Annotated in this window: 14 protein-coding genes and 1 pseudogene; 13 read left to right on the top strand and 2 right to left on the bottom strand. The window is 70.4% G+C overall.

Features of this window, described 5'->3' with window-relative positions:
• The 8 genes and pseudogenes from QHF83_RS50605 to QHF83_RS50640 all read left to right on the top strand — a co-directional run.
• A pseudogene (locus tag QHF83_RS50605) lies at positions 1 to 713 on the top strand (hypothetical protein); the annotation flags it as partial.
• 13 nt (positions 714 to 726) lie between these two features.
• The gene (locus tag QHF83_RS50610) at positions 727 to 1,707 is read left to right on the top strand and encodes a fatty acid desaturase (RefSeq protein WP_282425380.1); all 981 of its coding nucleotides are present in this window, start codon (positions 727 to 729) and stop codon (positions 1,705 to 1,707) included.
• Between the two features lie 13 nt (positions 1,708 to 1,720).
• Positions 1,721 to 2,293, top strand: coding sequence for a CDP-archaeol synthase (locus QHF83_RS50615; RefSeq protein WP_282425381.1), 573 nt, complete (start codon positions 1,721 to 1,723; stop codon positions 2,291 to 2,293).
• On the top strand, positions 2,290 to 4,845 hold the full coding sequence (locus QHF83_RS50620; protein WP_282425382.1) for a PEP/pyruvate-binding domain-containing protein: 2,556 nt from the start codon (positions 2,290 to 2,292) through the stop codon (positions 4,843 to 4,845). Before QHF83_RS50615 ends, QHF83_RS50620 begins: the two co-directional genes overlap by 4 nt.
• The gene (locus QHF83_RS50625; RefSeq protein WP_282425383.1) at positions 4,829 to 5,488 is read left to right on the top strand and encodes a hypothetical protein; all 660 of its coding nucleotides are present in this window, start codon (positions 4,829 to 4,831) and stop codon (positions 5,486 to 5,488) included. The genes QHF83_RS50620 and QHF83_RS50625 overlap by 17 nt, the downstream gene beginning before the upstream one ends.
• Positions 5,489 to 5,499: 11 nt before the next feature.
• A complete protein-coding gene (locus QHF83_RS50630) occupies positions 5,500 to 6,477 on the top strand; it encodes a class I SAM-dependent methyltransferase (RefSeq protein ID WP_282425384.1) in 978 nt (325 codons plus the stop codon).
• On the top strand, positions 6,474 to 7,223 hold the full coding sequence (locus QHF83_RS50635; protein WP_282425385.1) for a lysophospholipid acyltransferase family protein: 750 nt from the start codon (positions 6,474 to 6,476) through the stop codon (positions 7,221 to 7,223). The genes QHF83_RS50630 and QHF83_RS50635 overlap by 4 nt, the downstream gene beginning before the upstream one ends.
• Positions 7,220 to 11,386 carry an AMP-binding protein gene (locus QHF83_RS50640; RefSeq protein ID WP_282425386.1) on the top strand — a complete coding sequence of 1,389 codons (4,167 nt, stop codon included), beginning with the start codon at positions 7,220 to 7,222 and terminating at the stop codon, positions 11,384 to 11,386. Before QHF83_RS50635 ends, QHF83_RS50640 begins: the two co-directional genes overlap by 4 nt.
• Before the next feature lie 24 nt (positions 11,387 to 11,410).
• Here the strand turns inward: QHF83_RS50640 and QHF83_RS50645 are convergent, their stop codons facing one another.
• Positions 11,411 to 11,923 (bottom strand): response regulator, encoded by a 513-nt coding sequence (locus QHF83_RS50645; RefSeq protein ID WP_282425387.1) that lies wholly within the window; start codon positions 11,921 to 11,923, stop codon positions 11,411 to 11,413.
• Positions 11,924 to 12,098: 175 nt separating this feature from the next.
• On the bottom strand, positions 12,099 to 12,644 hold the full coding sequence (locus QHF83_RS50650) for a GNAT family N-acetyltransferase (protein WP_282425388.1): 546 nt from the start codon (positions 12,642 to 12,644) through the stop codon (positions 12,099 to 12,101).
• Between the two features lie 172 nt (positions 12,645 to 12,816).
• On the opposite strand from QHF83_RS50650, the gene QHF83_RS50655 reads away from it, so the two are divergent.
• The 5 genes from QHF83_RS50655 to QHF83_RS50675 form a co-directional block, all read left to right on the top strand.
• The gene (locus QHF83_RS50655) at positions 12,817 to 13,437 is read left to right on the top strand and encodes a hypothetical protein (RefSeq protein ID WP_282425389.1); all 621 of its coding nucleotides are present in this window, start codon (positions 12,817 to 12,819) and stop codon (positions 13,435 to 13,437) included.
• Positions 13,437 to 14,210, top strand: coding sequence for a DUF4159 domain-containing protein (locus QHF83_RS50660; RefSeq protein ID WP_282425390.1), 774 nt, complete (start codon positions 13,437 to 13,439; stop codon positions 14,208 to 14,210). Before QHF83_RS50655 ends, QHF83_RS50660 begins: the two co-directional genes overlap by 1 nt.
• On the top strand, positions 14,207 to 16,516 hold the full coding sequence (locus QHF83_RS50665; protein ID WP_282425391.1) for a glutamine amidotransferase: 2,310 nt from the start codon (positions 14,207 to 14,209) through the stop codon (positions 16,514 to 16,516). The genes QHF83_RS50660 and QHF83_RS50665 overlap by 4 nt, the downstream gene beginning before the upstream one ends.
• Before the next feature lie 94 nt (positions 16,517 to 16,610).
• A complete protein-coding gene (locus QHF83_RS50670; RefSeq protein WP_282425392.1) occupies positions 16,611 to 17,741 on the top strand; it encodes a TauD/TfdA family dioxygenase in 1,131 nt (376 codons plus the stop codon).
• The coding region (locus QHF83_RS50675; RefSeq protein ID WP_282425393.1) for a hypothetical protein at positions 17,738 to 17,948 on the top strand (211 nt) is incomplete at its 3' end. The genes QHF83_RS50670 and QHF83_RS50675, both read left to right, overlap by 4 nt.

Consider the following 17,948-nt stretch of genomic DNA (forward strand, 5'->3'; position numbering starts at 1 on the left):
CCGCCTCTGCAGCGCTCGCGGCGCCTCCGCCCTTGCCGAGCCCCCCGCCGGCGCCCCCGGCCGCGCCGGCTGCTGCCCCCGATGCCGCGCCCGCGCCCGCTGCCGCGCCCCCCGCCGCGCCTGCGCCTGCGCCCGATTCCGTTTTCGCGCCTCCACCTCTCGCTGCGCCGCCGCCTGCGCCTCCGGGCGCGGCGCCTCCTCCGTGGATGTGGCGCTCGCCTCCGCCGGCATATGGGCTTTATCCCGGCTGGAGGCTCGAAGAGGATCGGCCGACGAAGGAGACGCCCGATCGGACGTGGTACGGCTGGCAATCGCTGATCGGGGTCATTCCCTCGCACGCGCTCTTCGCGTTCGGCACCTTCGACAACGACCTCGAGTTTCTCATGGTCGCCGGCGCCCTCGGGCATTGCTTGACCTCGCCGATCGTGCACTGGGCGCACGGGAACGTGGGGCGTGGTTTCCTGAGCCTCGGGCTCAACGCGACCCTGCCGCTCGCGGGCATGGCGCTCGCCTTCGAGAGCGGATCGACCGAGATGCTCATTGCGGCGGGGCTCATCACGATCGTGGGCTGGCCGATCGTCGATACGGTCGTGCTGAGCTACGATGAGGCTCCGAAATCGAAGGACAAGAGCGCGGGCCTGATCCATTCGTTCGGGGTCGTGCCGATGATCGACGGCGAGAAAAAGGGTTTGTCGCTCGTCGGCCAGTTCTGAGAATGCTGCCGGTATGGCTCCCCGAAGCGATCCTTCCGCCCGCCCCCCGTCTCCGCGCGACGCCGCCGTGACGATCCTCCGGCCGCGGGACGCCGAGGGCGTCCTGCATACGCTCGTCGCGGTGGTTCTCACGGCCTCGGGGATCTGGCTCTCCTCGCGTTCGTCGTGGGCCGCGTGGTTCGGCGGACAGATCGTGTTCGCCGTCTCCTTCGTGAAATGGTTTTCCCTGCTGCACGAGGCCGGGCACCACACGCTCTTCGCGACGCGGGGCCTGAATACCCTCGCGGGCCACCTCGCCTCGGTGATCTCGGTCCTCCCGTATGCGAGCTGGAAAGCCATCCATCGCATGCACCACAAATGGACCGGCTTCCAGGACAAGGATCCCACGACCTCCTCGCTCGTCCCGCGCCCGCTCGGCGCCTTCGAGCGCGCCGCCATCAATATCGCCTGGCGCGCCTGGATCCCGCTGTTTTCGTTCCTCTACCGGGCGCAGAGCTTCTGGCACCTGCCGCGCCTCTTCCGCCTCTTCCCCGATGCACGCGCCCGCCGCGCCTTCGTCGTCAATGCGATCGCCTTGCTCGCGCTGTATGCCGCGGCCTTCGTGTTCGTTGGACCTGCGACGATGCTACGGCTCTTCGGGCTCGGCCTCTTTCTCGGGTTCGCGTGGATGGATGTCATCATGTTGAGCCAGCACACGCACATCCCGCTCGAGCTCTCCCACGGCGCCGACGTCGCGCCGATTCCCGCGCCCGAGCAGGCGCCGTATACACGTTCGCTGCGGTTTTCGTGGTTCCTCTCGACGTTCGTGCTGACGGGATTCGACGCGCACGAACTGCACCACGTCTTTCCTTTCGTGCCGGGACCGCGCCTTCGGAACATCCCGTGGACGCCGCCGAACGAGGCGCCCGCGTGGGCCTGGATTCGCGCGGCCAAGGCCGTTCCGGCCGAGGTCTTTCTCTTCAAGAACCGGAGCACCTCCGGCCTCTCGATCTAGACCCGTGGAACCCGTGGCGCTCTCTCCGCTCGCTTGTGCCGGGCTCCTCGTCGGCAGCTTCGTCCTCGGCGGCGCTGCCCAGTCCGCGTGGTTCGCGCACCCGCTCTCGAAGCGTTTCACGCGTCCGCTCGACGGCGGCCGCACCTTCCGGGGGCGACGCATCTTCGGCGACAACAAGACCACGCGTGGCTTCGTGGTCATCGTGCCCGCGACCGCGCTCGCCATGGCGGGCCTCGGGACCGCGGCTTTGCGCCTCGGCCTCGCCGTGTGGCCTCTCTCGTTGCCCGGGCTCTTCCTGCTCGGCGCGGTCTCGGCGCTCGGGTTGATGCTCGGGGAGCTGCCGAACTCGTTCGTCAAACGCCAGCTCGACGTCGAGCCGGGCGCGCCGCCAAAGCATCGCGTGGGCCGCGTGATCTCGGCCGTGGCGGATCGGCTCGACTCGGTCGTGGGCGCGCTCGTCGGCGCATCGTTGGTGGTCGAACCATCGTGGAGGATGGCGCTCTACTGCCTCCTGATCGGGCCGCCGATCCACGGACTTTTCAGCGTTCTTTTGTGGGTGCTGGGCGTGAAGAAGAGGGCAGGATGAGGGGGCGCGGGGGGATCGAGGGGATGCGGTGGAGGCCGCCGTTCGTGCGGGGGCTCGACGCCGTCGACGACGTCGCGCTCGTCGGTGGGAAGGGGCGATCGCTGCAGGAGCTCCGCGCCGTGGGGGCGCCCGTGCCCGAAGGCGTGATCCTGACGACGGCGTTTTCCGCGGCGCTGACGGACGAGGGCAGACCCGTGCCGGCGCGCTGCGTGGAGGCGCTCGACGAGGCGCGCCGGAGGCTCGGCGGCGGGCCGCTCATCGTGCGGAGCTCGGCCGTCGGAGAGGACGGGACGACCGCGGCGTTCGCGGGGCTGCTCGAATCGATCTTTCCGGTCGACGGCGCGGATCCCGCGGCGCTCGTCGCGGCCGTACGGCGCTCGGTGGCCTCGCGCGCGGCGCCTCGCGTACGTGCCTACGAGGAGGCCCGGAAGGTGCGTTTGCAGGGCGTCGCCGTCGTCGTGCAGCGGCTCGTTCCCAGCGTGGCGGCCGGCGTTCTTTTCACCGACGGCGTCATGTTGCGCGGCGAATGGTGCCGCGGGCACGGGCAAGCGCTCGTCGACGGCGCGATCACGCCGGGCGCTTTCCGCCTCGATCGCCGCGCTTCGGAGAGCGCGCGACGCGTCGCGCACGTCGAGCGTTCGCCGGAGGACGGGAGCCCGTTTCCTCTGACGAACGAGGCCGCGCGTGAGCTCGTGAAACACGCGACCACGCTCGAACGGCGAAGGGGCCTCTCGCTCGACGTCGAATGGACCATCGATCCCGAGGGCGCGCTCTGGATCGTGCAGGCGCGGCCCGTCACGGGTCGGCGCACGTTCCTCTGGTCGAACGCGAACATCAGCGAGAACTTTCCGGCGCCGGTGACGCCGCTGCTCGTCTCGTTCGCCCGCGCGGGATACGACGCGTATTTCCGCAACCTGGCGCGCGAGTTCGGGATCGAGGACGCGCGCATCGCGGCCCACGACGAGGCGTTCCGGGACATCGTCGACGCGCACGGCGCGCGGCTCTACTACAACCTCTCGCACATCCACGCGGTCCTCCGGCTCATGCCGTTCGGCGACTGGCTCGTGGACAGCTTCGACGTCTTCGTCGGCGCGGGCGCCTCGTCGCCCGAAGGCCGGCGCGTGACCGACGAGATCACGGCCCTCGGCCGCGTGATCCTGCACGTGGCGCGCGCGTATCGTGATCTGCCCGCGCGCGTGGCCCGCTTCGAGCGCGCGGTCGACGACGTCGCGTCGCGTTTCCATTCGCGCGAGGTCGGGGCGATGCCCGAGCGCGCGCTCGCCGAAGGGCTCGAAGCGATCCTCGACGTGCGTCTCGGGCGCTGGGTCGACGCATCGCTCGCCGATTGCGCGGCCGCCGTCACGTACCGGGCGCTGCAAGCGCTGCTTCGCGTGATCGATCGCGACGACGCGAGCGCGAGCGGGCATGGCGTGGACGATCCTGCGGCGCGGCATCATGCGCTTCTGAAGGGGCTCGACGTCGCCGGCGCGTGGTCGCTTCGCGCGCTCTGGGAGCTCGCGGTCGTGGTTCGCGCGGATGCACCTGCGCGGGAGGCGCTCGCAACGTGTGGCGGAAGGTTCGCCGTGTTCCGCGACGCGCTCGGTCCGGAGCTCGGCGCGCGTGTCGATGAATGGCTCGATCGGTTCGGTTTTCGTGGATCGGGCGAGCTCTTGCTCACCGAGCCTTCCCTCGCGGAGGAGCCCGATCGCCTCTTGCCGCTGCTGTCGCGGTACGTGGAAGCCGTTGGAGATCCAAGCATCGAGAGCCCCGCGCGTGCCTTCGAGCGCCAGCGGGCCGAGCGGGAGCGCGAGACGGCGCGGCTCCGGGCGCGGCTCGCGGGACCTCGTCGCGCCTTGCGACCGCTCTTCGACGCGCTCGTGCTCGCGACGCAGACCTCCGTCCAGCTTCGTGAGCGCGCGCGATTCCGGCAGGCCTTGCTGTACACGCGCCTGCGCGGCGTCGCGCTCGCCCTCGGCAGGCGGCTCGTCGCGGCAGGCACCACGGACGCCATCGACGATGTGTTTTTCTTTCGGTTCGACGAGCTCACGGATCTCGCGGCGGGCCGGGGTTCCCCGAGCGATGTGCGTGCACTCGTCGCGACGCGCCGCGATGAACATGCCGCGCTCTCCGCGCTCGATCTGCCCGACGTCTTCACCCTCGCCGCGGGCACGTTCGTCGCGCCTTCCGCGCTCGAAACGTTTGCCGCACCCGCGCTCGATCCCTCGACCGACGACGGCGTTCTGTGCGGGATTCCGGCGAGCGGAGGCCGCGTCTCGGGGCGCGCCGCGGTGCTCGGAGGCCTCGCGGATGCGGCGAGGCTCGCGCCCGGCGACGTGCTCGTGGCGCGGCAAACGGATCCCGGCTGGGCACCGCTGTTTTTCCTGGTGAAAGGCCTCGTCCTCGAGCGCGGCGGCATGCTCTCGCATGGCTCGATCCTCGCGCGGGAGCTCGGCATTCCTTCGGTCGTCGGCGTCCCCGAGGCCACCACGCGGATCTCCCATGGGCGCGACATCGTCGTCGATGGAGACACAGGTCATGTCCGATTCCCCTGATGACGCGCGGATCGACGAGACGATGTGGCACTGGGCATGGCTCCGCGAGCGTGTCTTCGCGTCGTGGTACCTGCTGGTGCCGCTGGCGCTGTTGATCACGGTCGCTGGGGGGCTCGATCGATGGTTCCTCCGAGCGCCGATGGCACTCCTCGGCGTCGTCGCATTTCGCTTGTGGGATGACGTCGAGGACCTCGACCACGATCGCCGCCACCACCCCACGCGCGTTCTTTGCCGTGTTCTTTCCACGAGGGAGGCTTATGGGGCCGCGGTCATCGGGCTCCTGCTCACGGCGATTCCGATGGCCCACGCGAGCGACACGCTCGCGCCGTTCGCGGGCGCCGTCGTCGCCGCGTACGGCGCCTACGAGGTGCGCTTGGCGTGGCCCGATCTGCGGGGGCTCTGCGCCCACGTGATCCTGCTCAAGGTGCCTGCCCTCGTGCTCGGCCTCGCCCTCCCCGAGACGCCCCGTTTCGTGGCGCTCGGCCGCGCGATCACGCTGTACGGCGTGGTCGGCGCATACGAGCTCCTGCACGACGCCGACGCGCGCCGGGGACCTCTCGCGCCCGCGCTGGTCCTCGTCGACCTGGTTTGTCTTGGCGCAGGAGCTGCGCTCTGGCTGCTTCACGACCCCGTTTTTCGCTGAAGGACACGACGATGACGATCGAGGCCACGATCCCGGAGACGAAGCCCCGCATGGAAGACAATGCCTGCCCAGGTTGTGGCGGGCGCGACGCTGATTTCCTGATCGAAGCGGAGGACGATCTCACCGGCAAACCCGGCCGGTTCCGCTTCGTACGCTGCCGCTCGTGTGACCTCTCCTATCAGCGGCCGCGCATCCTCCAGGACGACATCGGCGCGTATTACGACTCCGAGTACATCGCCCACCGCAAAAAGAAAGATTGGGGCGTGTTCACGCCTCTTTATGAATGGGGCATGAACGGGCACGATCGCCGCAAGGTCGAGCTTTGCGGTCGGTACGCCTCCCTCCGGCGCGGCATGCGTGTGCTCGACATCGGCTGCGCGGTGGGGAGCTTCCTGCAGATGCTCCGCAAGAAGCACGGCGCCGTCGTGACCGGGGTCGATTTCAAGGATCTCCGTGGAAACCCCCTGCTCGAAGGTGTCGATTTTCGTCTCGGCGTCTTCTCCGACATCGACTTCGGCGACGCGCGCTTCGATCTGATCACGATGTGGCATTTCCTGGAGCACGATTACGAGCCGCTCGAGACGCTCAGGCGCGCGCGGAGCCTGCTCGCGCCCGGGGGACGTGTCGTGATCGAGGTGCCGCGCCTCGATTCGGTGAGCTTCCGGCTCTTCAAGGATCGCTGGCCGGGGCTCCAGGCGCCGCAACACACGGTGCTCTTCGACTGGCAAACGCTCCGGGCGATGTGCGAGAAGAGCGGCCTCTCGATCGTCGACCACGTGCCCTGGGGCGCCTTCCCGGCCTATTTTTATCTCTTCGCGGGCACGGCGTTCCACGTGCTGCGCGGCAAGGGGCTCGACGTGGGCAAGGCGATCGGCCCATATTTCGCGGGACAACTCGCGCTCTCGCCGGTCTTGCTCTTCGAAAAACAGCTCAACCTGGCCATGCAGACGATCGTCCTCGAACGGCCGGCGTCGGGGGCTTCGCCGTGAGCCTGAAGCGCATTCGGGGCCTCGTCGCCCTCCTTTTGACCATTCTCTTCGTCACGGCGCTCTCGCCGATCTTCGTCCTCGTGCGCCTCCTCCTCGGCCGGCGCGCCGCGGCGGAAGGGCTCGGGGCCTGGGCCGCTTCCGTCGTGCTTCGCCTCTCCGGCGTCTCCGTCGAGCTGCGCGCTCCCGTGGTTCCGCTCCCGGAGCGCCGCGTCGTGTACGTCTCGAACCATACCTCGTCGATCGACCTTTTCGTGCTCCTCTCGCTGCGCTTGCCGCGCGCGCGATTCTTCATGAAGCGCGGCGCGTGGGTGTTTCCGCCGGGCGCGCTCGTGGCCGTGTGCGTCGGCACGTTTTTCACGGTGCCGCAGACGTACACGGAAAAACGCCGCAAGCTCTTCGCGGCCGCGTGCGAGGTGCTCCGAAAGACGGGCGATGCCGTGTATTTGAGCCCGGAAGGGACACGCGTGGTCTCGGGCGGCGTCGGGCCTTTCAACAAGGGCGCGTTTCACCTGGCGGCGGCGCTCGGGGCGCCGATGGTGCCGCTGTATCTCGAGATTCCACGGGCCGAGAATCCCGGAAAGAGCTGGGTCATGACGCGGACGAAGGTGATCGTGCACGTCTTGCCAGAGATCGACACGAGCGGCTGGCGGCCCGAGACCGCCCGCGAGCACGCCGACCACGTGCGCGGCGTCTTCCAGGCCTTCGAGGCCGAGCTTGCCGCGCCAAACCAGCGAGCAGCGGCGTGACCGGCGAGCTCACGTTCCTGCCCCTGAAATTGCGAAGGCGCGCCGAGACGCGGGGGGACGAACTCGCGCTCGGATTCCTCGACGACGGCGAGGCGGTCTCGGCCTCGCTCTCCGTGGGCGAGCTCGATGCGCGCGTCGACGACGTGGCCGCCGCGCTGGTCGAGGGTTTTCCCGAGGGCGCGCGGGTGCTCCTGCTCTTCCCGCCGGGGCTCGATTTCGTGGTCGCTTTCCTCGCTTGCCTTCGCGCGGGGAGGGTCGCGGTGCCGGCGATTCCGCCCGATCCGCACAAGCCGGCGCGCAGCCTCGCGCGGCTCGGCCATCTCGTCGCGAATGCAGGGCCCGCGGGCGTGCTCACGACGTCCGTGCTTTTGCCTTATCGACCGATCCTCGACGAGGCCGTGCCCGCGCTCGCGTGTCTGCCCTGGATCGACGTGACCGAGGTCCCACGCGTGGGCCGCCGCGTCGAGGATCCGCGCGAGGATGGCCTCGCGTTTTTGCAATACACGTCGGGATCGACGGCCGCGCCGAAGGGCGTGCGTGTTCTCCGGAGCAACCTCTCGCACAACCTGCACGTCATTCACGGCGTCGCGCCCATGATTCCGCGCGCCTCGGTGAGCTGGTTGCCTCAATTTCACGACATGGGGCTCATCGAGGGGATCTTGCTCCCGCTCGATGGCGGCTGGCCGGCTTGGTTGATGCCGCCCTGGGTTTTTCTGGAACGACCGCTGCGATGGCTTCGTGCCATCGAGCGCTTCGGGGCGATGCGGAGCGGCGGGCCAAACTTTGCCTACGATCTTTGCGTGCGGAAAATCGACCCGGCCGCGCGCGAGAAGCTCGATCTCTCCTGCTGGGCTCAGGCCTATTGCGGCGCCGAGCCCATTCGCGCGAGCACGCTCGCGGCGTTCGCCGACGCGTTCGCGCCGTCGCGCTTCTCTGCGGCAGCGTGGTTTCCCTGCTATGGACTCGCCGAGCATACCGTGCTCGCTTCGTGCCGCACGCACGCGCCGTTCACCGTGGAGCGACTCTCGGCCGCCGCCCTCGCGCGCGGCGAGGCCGAGGAGGCGAGCGGCGAGCGCGCGATCGACGTCGTCTGCGTGGGAGAAATCCCGCCGCTCGTCACGGTGCGGGTGGTGGATCCGGAGACGCGGCGGCCGCTCCCGGACGGGCGTATCGGGGAGATCTGGCTCCGGAGCGGGAGTGTCGCCGATGGGTACTGGGGCGACGAAGAGGCGACGCGTGTGGTGTTTGGCGCGACGATCGCAGGGTCGGAGGAGACCTTTTTGCGGACGGGGGATCTCGGATATCGACGCGCGGACAAACTATTCCTCGTAGGTCGACAAAAGGACGTGCTCATCGTCCGCGGCGAAAACCATCACGCGCACGACGTCGAGCGTACGGCCGAGGGCGCACATCCGGCGATCCGACGGGGATGCGTCTGCGCCGTGTTGCTCGAGGACGTCGCGGGGGCAGGGGAGCCGCGGCCCGTCGTGGTTTGCGAGGTCGACGATCGGGTCGACGATGCCGGCCGCGCCGTGGTGATGGCCGCCGTGCATCGCGCCGTGGCGTTCGAGCATGGGATCTTCGTGGATGTCGCGCTCGTCCCGAAACACACGTTGCCGAAGACATCGTCGGGCAAGCTCCAGCGACGGGCGACCGAGGCGATGGTGCGCGCCGGTGAGATTGAAATGCCCGTTCGTCCGTCCCCTGCGCCGAAGGTTTCGCCAGGGGAGGGGAGCCCGCTCTGCGCGGCGCATCTCACGCTCGCGAGGGTCACGGGCCTCTCGCTCGCCGAAATCGACGTCGACGAGCCGCCCGCGCGTTTGCCGCTCGATTCGCTGAAGGCCGCCGACGCCGCGGCCGCGCTCGGGGATCTGCTCGGTCGTACGATTTCGCTCGATGTCTGGGGCCGCGCGCCGTCCCTGCGCGCGCTCGTCGAGGGAACGGCTGCGCTCGATGCGCCCTGGATCCAGGACCTCGGGCGTCCGCTGCCGCGGCCGAAGCCGCGTCGAACGGGCGGCGGTACGATTCTCGTCACCGGCGGCACGGGGTTCGTCGGGCGCGCCGTCGTCGCCGAGCTCGTGCGGCGTGACAAACGGGTGATCGTGCTGGCGAGGGGCGCGGATGGCGCTCTGGGTTTGGCCGGGGACGTTTCCCTGCCACGCCTCGGGCTCGGGGAGGAGCGTTATCGTGCGCTCGCCCGAGAGCTCGACGTGGTCGTGCACGTGGCGGGGGCCGTGAACTGGGTCTTGCCGTATTCGTCGCTCGCGCCCACGAATGCCTGCGGGACGGCCGAGGTGATCGCCCTTTGTGCCGCCGCGGGGGCGCGCCTCGTGCACGTCTCGTCGCAGATCGTGTGCCACGACGGCGCGGCTGCGCCGGGGGTCGTGCTCGACGACGACGAACCGCCCTCGGCCCTTCGCGCGCGGCTCCCGCGTTTGCCGCTCGGATATGCGTCCTCGAAGGCCGTGGCCGAGCTCCTCGTGGCCCGCGCGCGGGAAGACGAGGAGGGGCTCTCGGCCACGATCGTGCGGCCTTCGCTCGTGCTCGGCGGGAGGGACGACGAGGCGAGCGTGGACGACGTGGTGGCCATTTTGCTCCGCGCGTGCGTCGAGGCGGGCGCGGCCCCGGACCTCGATTTGCCGTTTTCGGTTTGTCCACGGGATCACCTCGCCCGGATCCTCGCGGATCTCGTCGATGCGGGGCCTGCGCTCGTTCACGTGGGGGACGAGTCACGCACGCTCCGGGAGGTGGTCGCGTGGCTGGCGCTCGCGGGGTACGACGTCGCGTTGATTCCGTGGGACGCATGGCTCGCCCGCGTCGAGGGAATGGGCCTGCATCGCCGGGGGCGATTGCGAGGGCTCTGGCCATTTTTTCGTGCGGGCACGTTGCGAACGTACGAGCGAACACGGCGCGCCGTGATTTCGATCGCCCCTGCCTATCGCGGGACCGAGCCCGTCGATCCCGCCTTCCTCGATGATCGCGTCGCCGCGTGGCAAGCGGCCTCCGCGCTTCCGCCTCCGCCCCGGCGCGGCGCGCGCGCCACCGCGGCGTCCCGCGCGCTCCCCGAGGCCCCTCGGCGGGTCGTCGTCGACGGCGTATCGCACGAGGTCACCTCGGCCCGCGTGATGCCGGCCATCACGGGCAGCGGCCTTCTGAGCCGCCTCGCTTGTGGTTTCTGTGATCGCCCCGTCGGCGTTTACCCCGCGACGTTGATGCTCGACGACGGCCGCGTGCTCGACGTCGTGCTCAAAGCGTCCGCACGCGGTGACGAGCTTCGTGCCCTTTGCACGGGCGTGGCGCGCGCTTCGAGCCCCACGCTCGCCGCCGCGCTGGAGACGCATGGCCATTGGCTCGACGTCGCATCTGCGCATACTCGCGAACGTGCACTGTATGGCCTCGACCATGCGGAGCTCGCGCGCGTGCAGCCTCGCTGTTTTTCCGCGCCCGACGAAGCGATCGACGCTCCGCTCGTCCTCGAACGATTGCGCGAAGGCGACCAGGTGGAAGCGCTCGACGCCGTCGCCGAGCCCTGGTCGCTCGATGCGGTGCGGCGCGCGGTGCGGGGACTCGCTCGATTGCATGCAGACTTGCGAGGGCCTGCCGCGGCGCTGTCCGTGGTGCCCTGGGCGCGGGCCGCCGGGACGGTCGCGGCGGAGCTCGTGCCGCTCTGGGAGGCGCTCTTCGGGCACGCGCGGACACGCATCGACGCGGAGATCGCGGCCGCGGCGGCGCCCCTGCTCGACGACGTCGGCTGGGCCGAGGCGCTCTCGGCGGTGCCAGCGACGCTCTTGCACAACGACGTCAATCCGCGGAACCTCGCATTACGACGAGGACGATCGGACGCGGGGATCGTCCTCTACGACTGGGAGCTCTCGGCGCTCGGGCCGGGGACGCGTGATCTCGCGGAGCTTCTATGCTGGACGCTCTCCCCGGACGCGACCGCCGAAGAGGCGTTTGCCCTCGTGCGCGCGCACGCGCAGATGGCCGCGCCGGGCCTCGACGACGAGGCCTTACGAGCCGCATTCGGCGCCTCGCTCGCGTGGTTCTTCCTGGATCGATTGACCACGTACACCGTGGTCTCGCCGGTGTTCGATCTGCCGTGGCTCGGGCGCGTGCTTTCGACGTGGCGTACGCTCATCCGAGGGTTTGCGCCCACGAAATGAGCTCCGAGGACCGCGCGGACGCAATCAACGAGCACGCACGCGGCGCGGCGTCGGTCGACGACGCCCGGCCTCGGGTGTGACAGGACGAACCGAGGACGAGACGCACGAGGTGTCGCCGTCGCAGGCGGGGGCCACGTCGCTGGCCGCGTCGGGCCCACGAACGCGCGGCTCCCGGAGGGCCGCGCGCACGTTTTCGATGAGCACTTCGAAGCCAGCGCTCTTCGCGACGGAAGGCACCTGCAGGGCCTTGGCGAGCGCCGTGAGCACGTCTTGCCGCATGTCGGAGCAGAGCATCACGCGGGTGCGACCGAGTCCGAAGGCGTCCCGGATCATCCGCACGAGAAGCCCCCCATCGACCTTCGGCATGTTGACGTCGATCACGACGAGCTCGCAACGCGTGGCCTTCACCGCCTGGAGCGTGCCGAGAGGCCCCCGATGAAACGTGGCGTCGAGATCCGCGGCGCGGAGCCGTCGCACGGCTTCCGCGCCGAACGTCGGATCATCGTCGACCAAAAGAATCCGCGATTCTCCCCCCATATAGAATCGAGTAGTTCACGACGCGAAGACCCCCGTCAAGTAGGTACACGTACTACTTTCGTTCCACGTTCGACGAACGTTCCATTACATGTTCGTACGCTTGGATGGTGCGCAAGGAGGTGTACCGCTTGGACGCAACGCATTCATGGCATCGAATTCGTTGTCGAATCCGGTATCAGCCGATCCGGAGCGACATCGAAATGTCCGTCACCTGCATCCCCGAATCGATCCGGAAGGCGTCCTTGCGCTTGCCGTTCTCCACGAAGCCCATCCGCTGGTAGAGGCTCCGGGCCGGGAGGTTGTGCTCGAAGACGCCGAGGTCGATCCAGGCGATCTTGCCCGTGCGCTTCGCCCATCCGACCGCGGCCTCCATCAATTGCTGGCCGTGGCCCTTGCGCGTGTAGCCCCGCTCGATGCCCATGCCGAGGATCGCCCGGTGCATCTCCGCCGAGAAGCGCCCGCCGCGCAGCTCGAGGTGCCCGACGACCCAGCCCCGCACGGGCTCGACGAGCAAGAAACACCGGCCCCAGAGCGACTCCTCCAGCGCGCGCTCCCAGCGCTGCCGCGCATGCTCGCGGACGCTCGCGCGCTCGGGTGAACGCGAGATCGCGAAATGCAAGGAGCCCTCGCGTCCGCTCTCGGCCGAGTGGCGGACGATGTGATCGGCGAACCCGTCGAGGTCCGTGAGGTCCGCGAGGCGGATGAAAGGGCGGCCCGACATGCGAGATCCGCTTCAACGTGTACAGCGCTCCGGTTCCCGTCACCAGGGGGTTTGGGGGCAAAGCTCGGCTTTGCCGAGCGGAGCCCCGAGCCATGGCAAGGAGAAGAGGGGTCGAGATCGTCCGTCGCGAGGTCGAGGCCCCGGGTCGCCTGTTTTGTACTAGGCTCCGCCCGTGCCCCGGTTCGTGACCTTCGCGTGCCTCGCCTTCGCCCTCGCCGCGTGCGGCGGCTCCGACATGCCCGACCCGAAGGACGCCGTGAAGGCCTACGCCGACGCCGCCGCCCGCGGCGACGCCGACGCGATCCACGCCATGATGAGCGCCAAGGCCCAGCGGAGCCTGTCCCGCGAGGACGTGCGCCGCATCGTGGCCGAGGAGCGCAGCGAGCTCGCCGATCAGGCCAAGTCCCTCGCCGCGCCCGGCGTGACGATCAAGGCTCACGCCCGCATGCGCTACGCCGACGGCGAGGACGCGACGCTGGAGCTCGAAGGCGGCGTCTTCCGGATCTCGGCGGCCGACGCGCTCCCCGCAGGCGCGAAGACGCCCGCGCAGGCGCTCGAACAGCTTCGGCGTGTCCTCGCGCGGCGCAGCTACGCGGGCCTTCTGCGTGTGCTCTCGCCGTCCACGCGGAGCGCGATCGAGAACGATCTGCGCTCGCTCGTCGAGGGGCTCGAGCACCCGGAGGGCCTCGAGGTCCAGGTCTCGGGCGATCGCGCGACGGTGCAGGTGCCGGGCGGCCACGAGGTGAAGCTGCGCCGCGAGGCGGGCGTGTGGCACGTGGAGGATTTCGATTGATGCGCGCGCGTGTGAGCTCGGCGCTCCTCGTGCTCGTGGCGCTCCTGCTCGTCGCGCTCGTGCCGCGGCCGTCGCGGGCGTTCGGAGAGGAAGGGGCGTTCAACCCGCGGATCCTGCTCACGGGGACGGCACGATGGGAGGGCGCGCGGACGACCGGGCCCGCGCGCTGGTCCGAGGAGCTGACGCGACGCACGAGCGCGCCCGCGCGCCTTTCGCCCACGACGGTGCGCGCCGACGCGCCCGCGCTGCTCGCCGAGCCCTTCGCGATCTGGGGCGGCGAGGACGCCGTGCCGGCCCTGACCGAGCGCGAGGTGGTCGGCATCCGGCGCTTCCTCGCGCTCGGCGGCGTGCTGTTCGTCGACGACTTCGCGCCCGAGTCGGGCGCGTTCGGTAAGGCCGCGCGGCGCGAGCTCGCCCGCGTCTTGCCCGACGGCGCGCCCATCCCGATCGGCACGGAGAACGTGCTCTTCCGCTCGTTCTACCTGCTCCATCGCGCCGTCGGCCGCGTCGAGGGCGAACCCAAGCTCGAAGCGATCTTGCGCGGCGGCGTGCCGCAGGTGATCTTCGCCAAGCACGACGTGCTCGGCGCGCTCGCCCGCGCGGCGAACGGGACGCACCCGTTCGTCGTGGTGCCGAACGGCGAGCCGCAACGCGAGCAGGCGGCGCGCCTCGCGGTGAACATCGCGATGTTCGTGCTCTGCTCGAACTACAAGGACGACCAGGTGCACGCGCCCTTCCTGATGCGGCGCCGCGCGGCGGAGCCCTCGCCATGACGACGAGCCTCGCGCCGTCGGGGGATCTCGCGCCGTCCTACCAGCTCCTCGCCGCCCTGCTCACGCTCGTCGGCATCGTGCTGCTCGCGCTCGAGCTCAAGCGCTCGCGGGGCTCGCGGCTCCTCGCGTTCGCCACGGGATCCCTCGCCTCGATCGGGCTGCTCTGCGCGGTGCTGCGGCCGGTGGCGATCCAGAGCAAGGGCAGCCTCGTGGGGCCACGCGTGGTCGTGCTGGCCGACGCGTCGCGCTCGATCGATCTGCCGGGGCCCGCGGGAAAGACGCGAAGGGAGGAGGCCGCGCGCGCGCTCGGTGAGCTGTCGAAGCACGGCGCCGAGGTGCGGCTCTACGGGCTCGCGTTCGGCAAAGGCGCGCCGACGCCGCTCACCGCCGCGCTCGCGAATGGGGCGGCCGAGGGAGCTCCGAGCGGGCCGGAAGGTCGGCTCGGGCAGGCGCTGCTCGCGGCGCGGCCGATGCCACGATCGGATCTCGCCGGCGCGATCGAGTCGGTCGCGCGCGCGGCGGACGAGCGGCCCGCGGCGATCGTGGTGCTCTCGGATGGAAGGTTCGATCGGCCCGGTGAGTCGCAGGCGGGCGAGGCGATCCGCGCCGCGCTCGGGACGCTGACGGTGCCGGTGCACGCGGTCTCGCTCGCCACGGAGGCGCCACGCGACGCGAGCGTGCGCGCGGTGCGAGCGGCGGGCGCGGCGGTCGCGCATCAGCCGCTCACGTTGCGGGTCGAGATCGGCTGCGCGGGCGGGCTCGACTGCGACGAGATCCCGGTGTCGCTGCGCGAGCTGCGCGAGAGCGGCGAGCCGACGCTACTCGCGTCGGGCAAGGCGAACGCTTCGAACGGAGCGGCGACGCTCGAGCTCGAAGTGACGCTCGATCGCGCCGGCGCGCGTATCCTCGAGGTGTCGATCGACGCTCCGGACGGCGACGCGGTGCCGGACAACGACACGCGGTACCTGACGATCGACGTCGCGCGGGATCGCGTGCGTGTGCTGCACGTGGCTGGGCGGCCGACGTACGACGTGCGCGCGCTCCGCATGTGGCTCAAGGCGGATGCGTCGGTCGACGTCGTGGCCTTCTTCATCTTGCGCACGCCGACCGACGACGTGGTCGCGCCGTCCGAGGAACTCGCGCTCATCCCGTTCCCGGTCAACGAGCTCTTCAGCGAGCACCTGCCGAGCTTCGACGCCGTGGTGCTCCAGGACTTCAACGCCGCGCCGTACGGCCTCGCGAAGCACCTGCGATCGCTCGCGCGGTACGTCGACAAGGGCGGCGGCTTGATCATGGTCGGCGGCCCGGACGCGTTCGTCCCGGGGAATTACGCGGGCACGCCGCTCGCCGAGGTCCTGCCCGTCGAGCTCGATCGTGGGCCGGACGCGCAGGGCGTGGACGTGGCCTCGTTCGTCCCTCGCACGACCGAGGCGGGCCGCGCTGCGCCGGTGCTCGGACCGCTCCGGGATCTCATCGGCGAGGAGTGGCCCGAGATGCCGGGCGCGAACGTGGTCGGCGACGCGCGGCCGGGCGCGACGGTGCTGCTCGAGCACCCGACGCGCAGGACGCCGAAGGGCGGGCCGATGCCGATCCTCGCGCTCGGCGAGCACGGCAGCGGGCGCACGATCGCGCTCGCCATCGACGGCTCGCACCGGCTTCTCTTCAGCGCCTTCGCGGCGAACGCGGCGGGCCGCGCGCACGGCGCCTTCTGGGATGCGCTGCTCGGCTGGCTCATGCGGGATCCGCGCTTCGAGCCCGCGGTCGTGGAGCTCGCGGACGGCTGCATCGCCGGGGAGGACACGACCCTCACGCTCAGGCCGCTGCCCGGGCAGAAGGGCGACGCGAAGATCACGATCCGCAAGCTCGGCACGGGCGAGGAGGCGCGCACGCTGTCGGCGAAGCTCGACGGCAAGGGCGAGCCGCTCTCGCTCGACGCGGGCAAGCTGCAGCCGGGCGGCTATTCGGCGACGGTGGAGATCGTGCCGATCGAGGCGGGCGCGCCTTCGGACGGCGCGACCTCGGCGCAGCGTGGTCCGACGACCCGTCGGGACTTTGCCTGCGAGCGCGGCGGCGACGAATGGGCGGACACGCGGCCCGATCCGGAGCGGCTCGCGGCCATCGCGGCGGCGACCGGGGGCAAGAGCGTGACGGTGGATCAGATCGGGAGCCTGCCGCTGCCGGCGGCGACGCAGATCGCGGCGGAGAGGCGCGTCTCGCCGCTCCTGCCGCCCTGGGCGTGGACGCTCGGGGCGGCGATGCTCGTCGGGGTGCACTGGATCGTGCGGAGGCGGGGCGGGTTGTCGTAGCTCGTCGCATTCGATGGCGAGGAGCGGGCGAGCGGCCCCCGCCATGCCTCTTCCCGAGGTGACCGACGTCCGCTATGGTGGATGAGTGTCCGCCATGTCACCCGCTCCTCTTGACCTCGTCCCTGGACCGGACACCGGCCCCTCGCTCGTCCCCCACGAGGGGTGGCTTCGTGTCCATTTCGGCGGGGGGAGCCCCTCGCATGCCGATTTCCACTGGTTCTGGCTGCGCCACCAGTGCGACGTCGACCGGCACCCGCGGACCGGCGAGCGCACGCTGGATGCGTCGGAGGTCCCGCTCGGCATTCGCCCGCGAAACGTGCGGCTCGATGCGCAGCGTCGCCGCGTACTCGTCACCTGGGACGAGCCCTCCGGTCGGCAAAGCAGCTACGACCTCGAATGGCTCCGCGCCCATGCCTATGCGCCCGGCCGCGTCGAGGTCCCGCCGCCGCCTGCAGACCTCACGCGGGTGACCCTCGAAGCTGGTCGATTCCCGGACGTCGCCGCGCTCGTGGATGCCTGCCTCGCCCGGTTGCGTCACGAAGGGCTCTGCGTGGTGCGGGGTTCGTCCGCGGCGTGGGGGCGCTCGCCCGAGGAAGATACCGAGCCGCTCATCGAGGCGTTTTCCGCCGCTGGCCTCGCCATCGTCGGCACGCATTTCGGTCGCGTGGAGGACCTGCGCACCGACAACACGACGAACCAGAATACCGATCAGCTCGGTTATACGGACGCGGGGATCGAGCTCCACACCGATCAGCCCTTCCTCGACGTGCCGCCGCGTTATCAGCTCCTGCAATGCATCCGGACGGCGGACGCGGGCGGAGAAAGCTTCCTTTGCGACGCGCTCGCCGCCGCGCGGTACATCGCGTCGATCGACGCGCCGGCCTTCGAGCGGCTGACGACGCTCCCGGTGCGCTTTCACCGGAAGCAGAAATCGTTCGAGCGGATCGTGGATTCGCCGCTGCTCACGATGGAGGGCCCGAGCGGCTTTCTCGTGCGGTATTCGTATTTCACGCTCGCCCCCTTCCAGGCATCGTTCGCGGAGATGGAGGCCTGGTACAGGGCGTACACGCGATTCGCACAGATCGTGCGGGATCCGCGGCACCAGGTTCGCCTGCGGCTCGAACCCGGGGATTTCGTGATCTACGACAACCACCGGATGCTCCACGGAAGGACGGCCTTCTCGGGCGCGCGGTGGCTCCGGGGGATCTATTTCGATCCGAGATGAAGCACGCGAAATCGAGCGGCGAGGGGCGCTTTCTCGCGCCCCCCGCGCTCACGGGCATTCCTCGATTACTTGCCGCCTTGCCCGCCGGCGCCGCCCTGGCCACCGGCACCACCCGCGCCGCCGGCGCCGCCCTGGCCGCCCTGGCCACCGGCACCACCTGCGCCGCCGGCGCCGCCCTGGCCACCTGCGCCGCCCGTGCCGCCGCCG

Origin of the sequence: Polyangium sp. 15x6, from assembly GCF_029960785.1 — a bacterium.
In the GTDB taxonomy this organism is placed as follows: Bacteria; Myxococcota_A; Polyangia; order Polyangiales; family Polyangiaceae; genus Polyangium.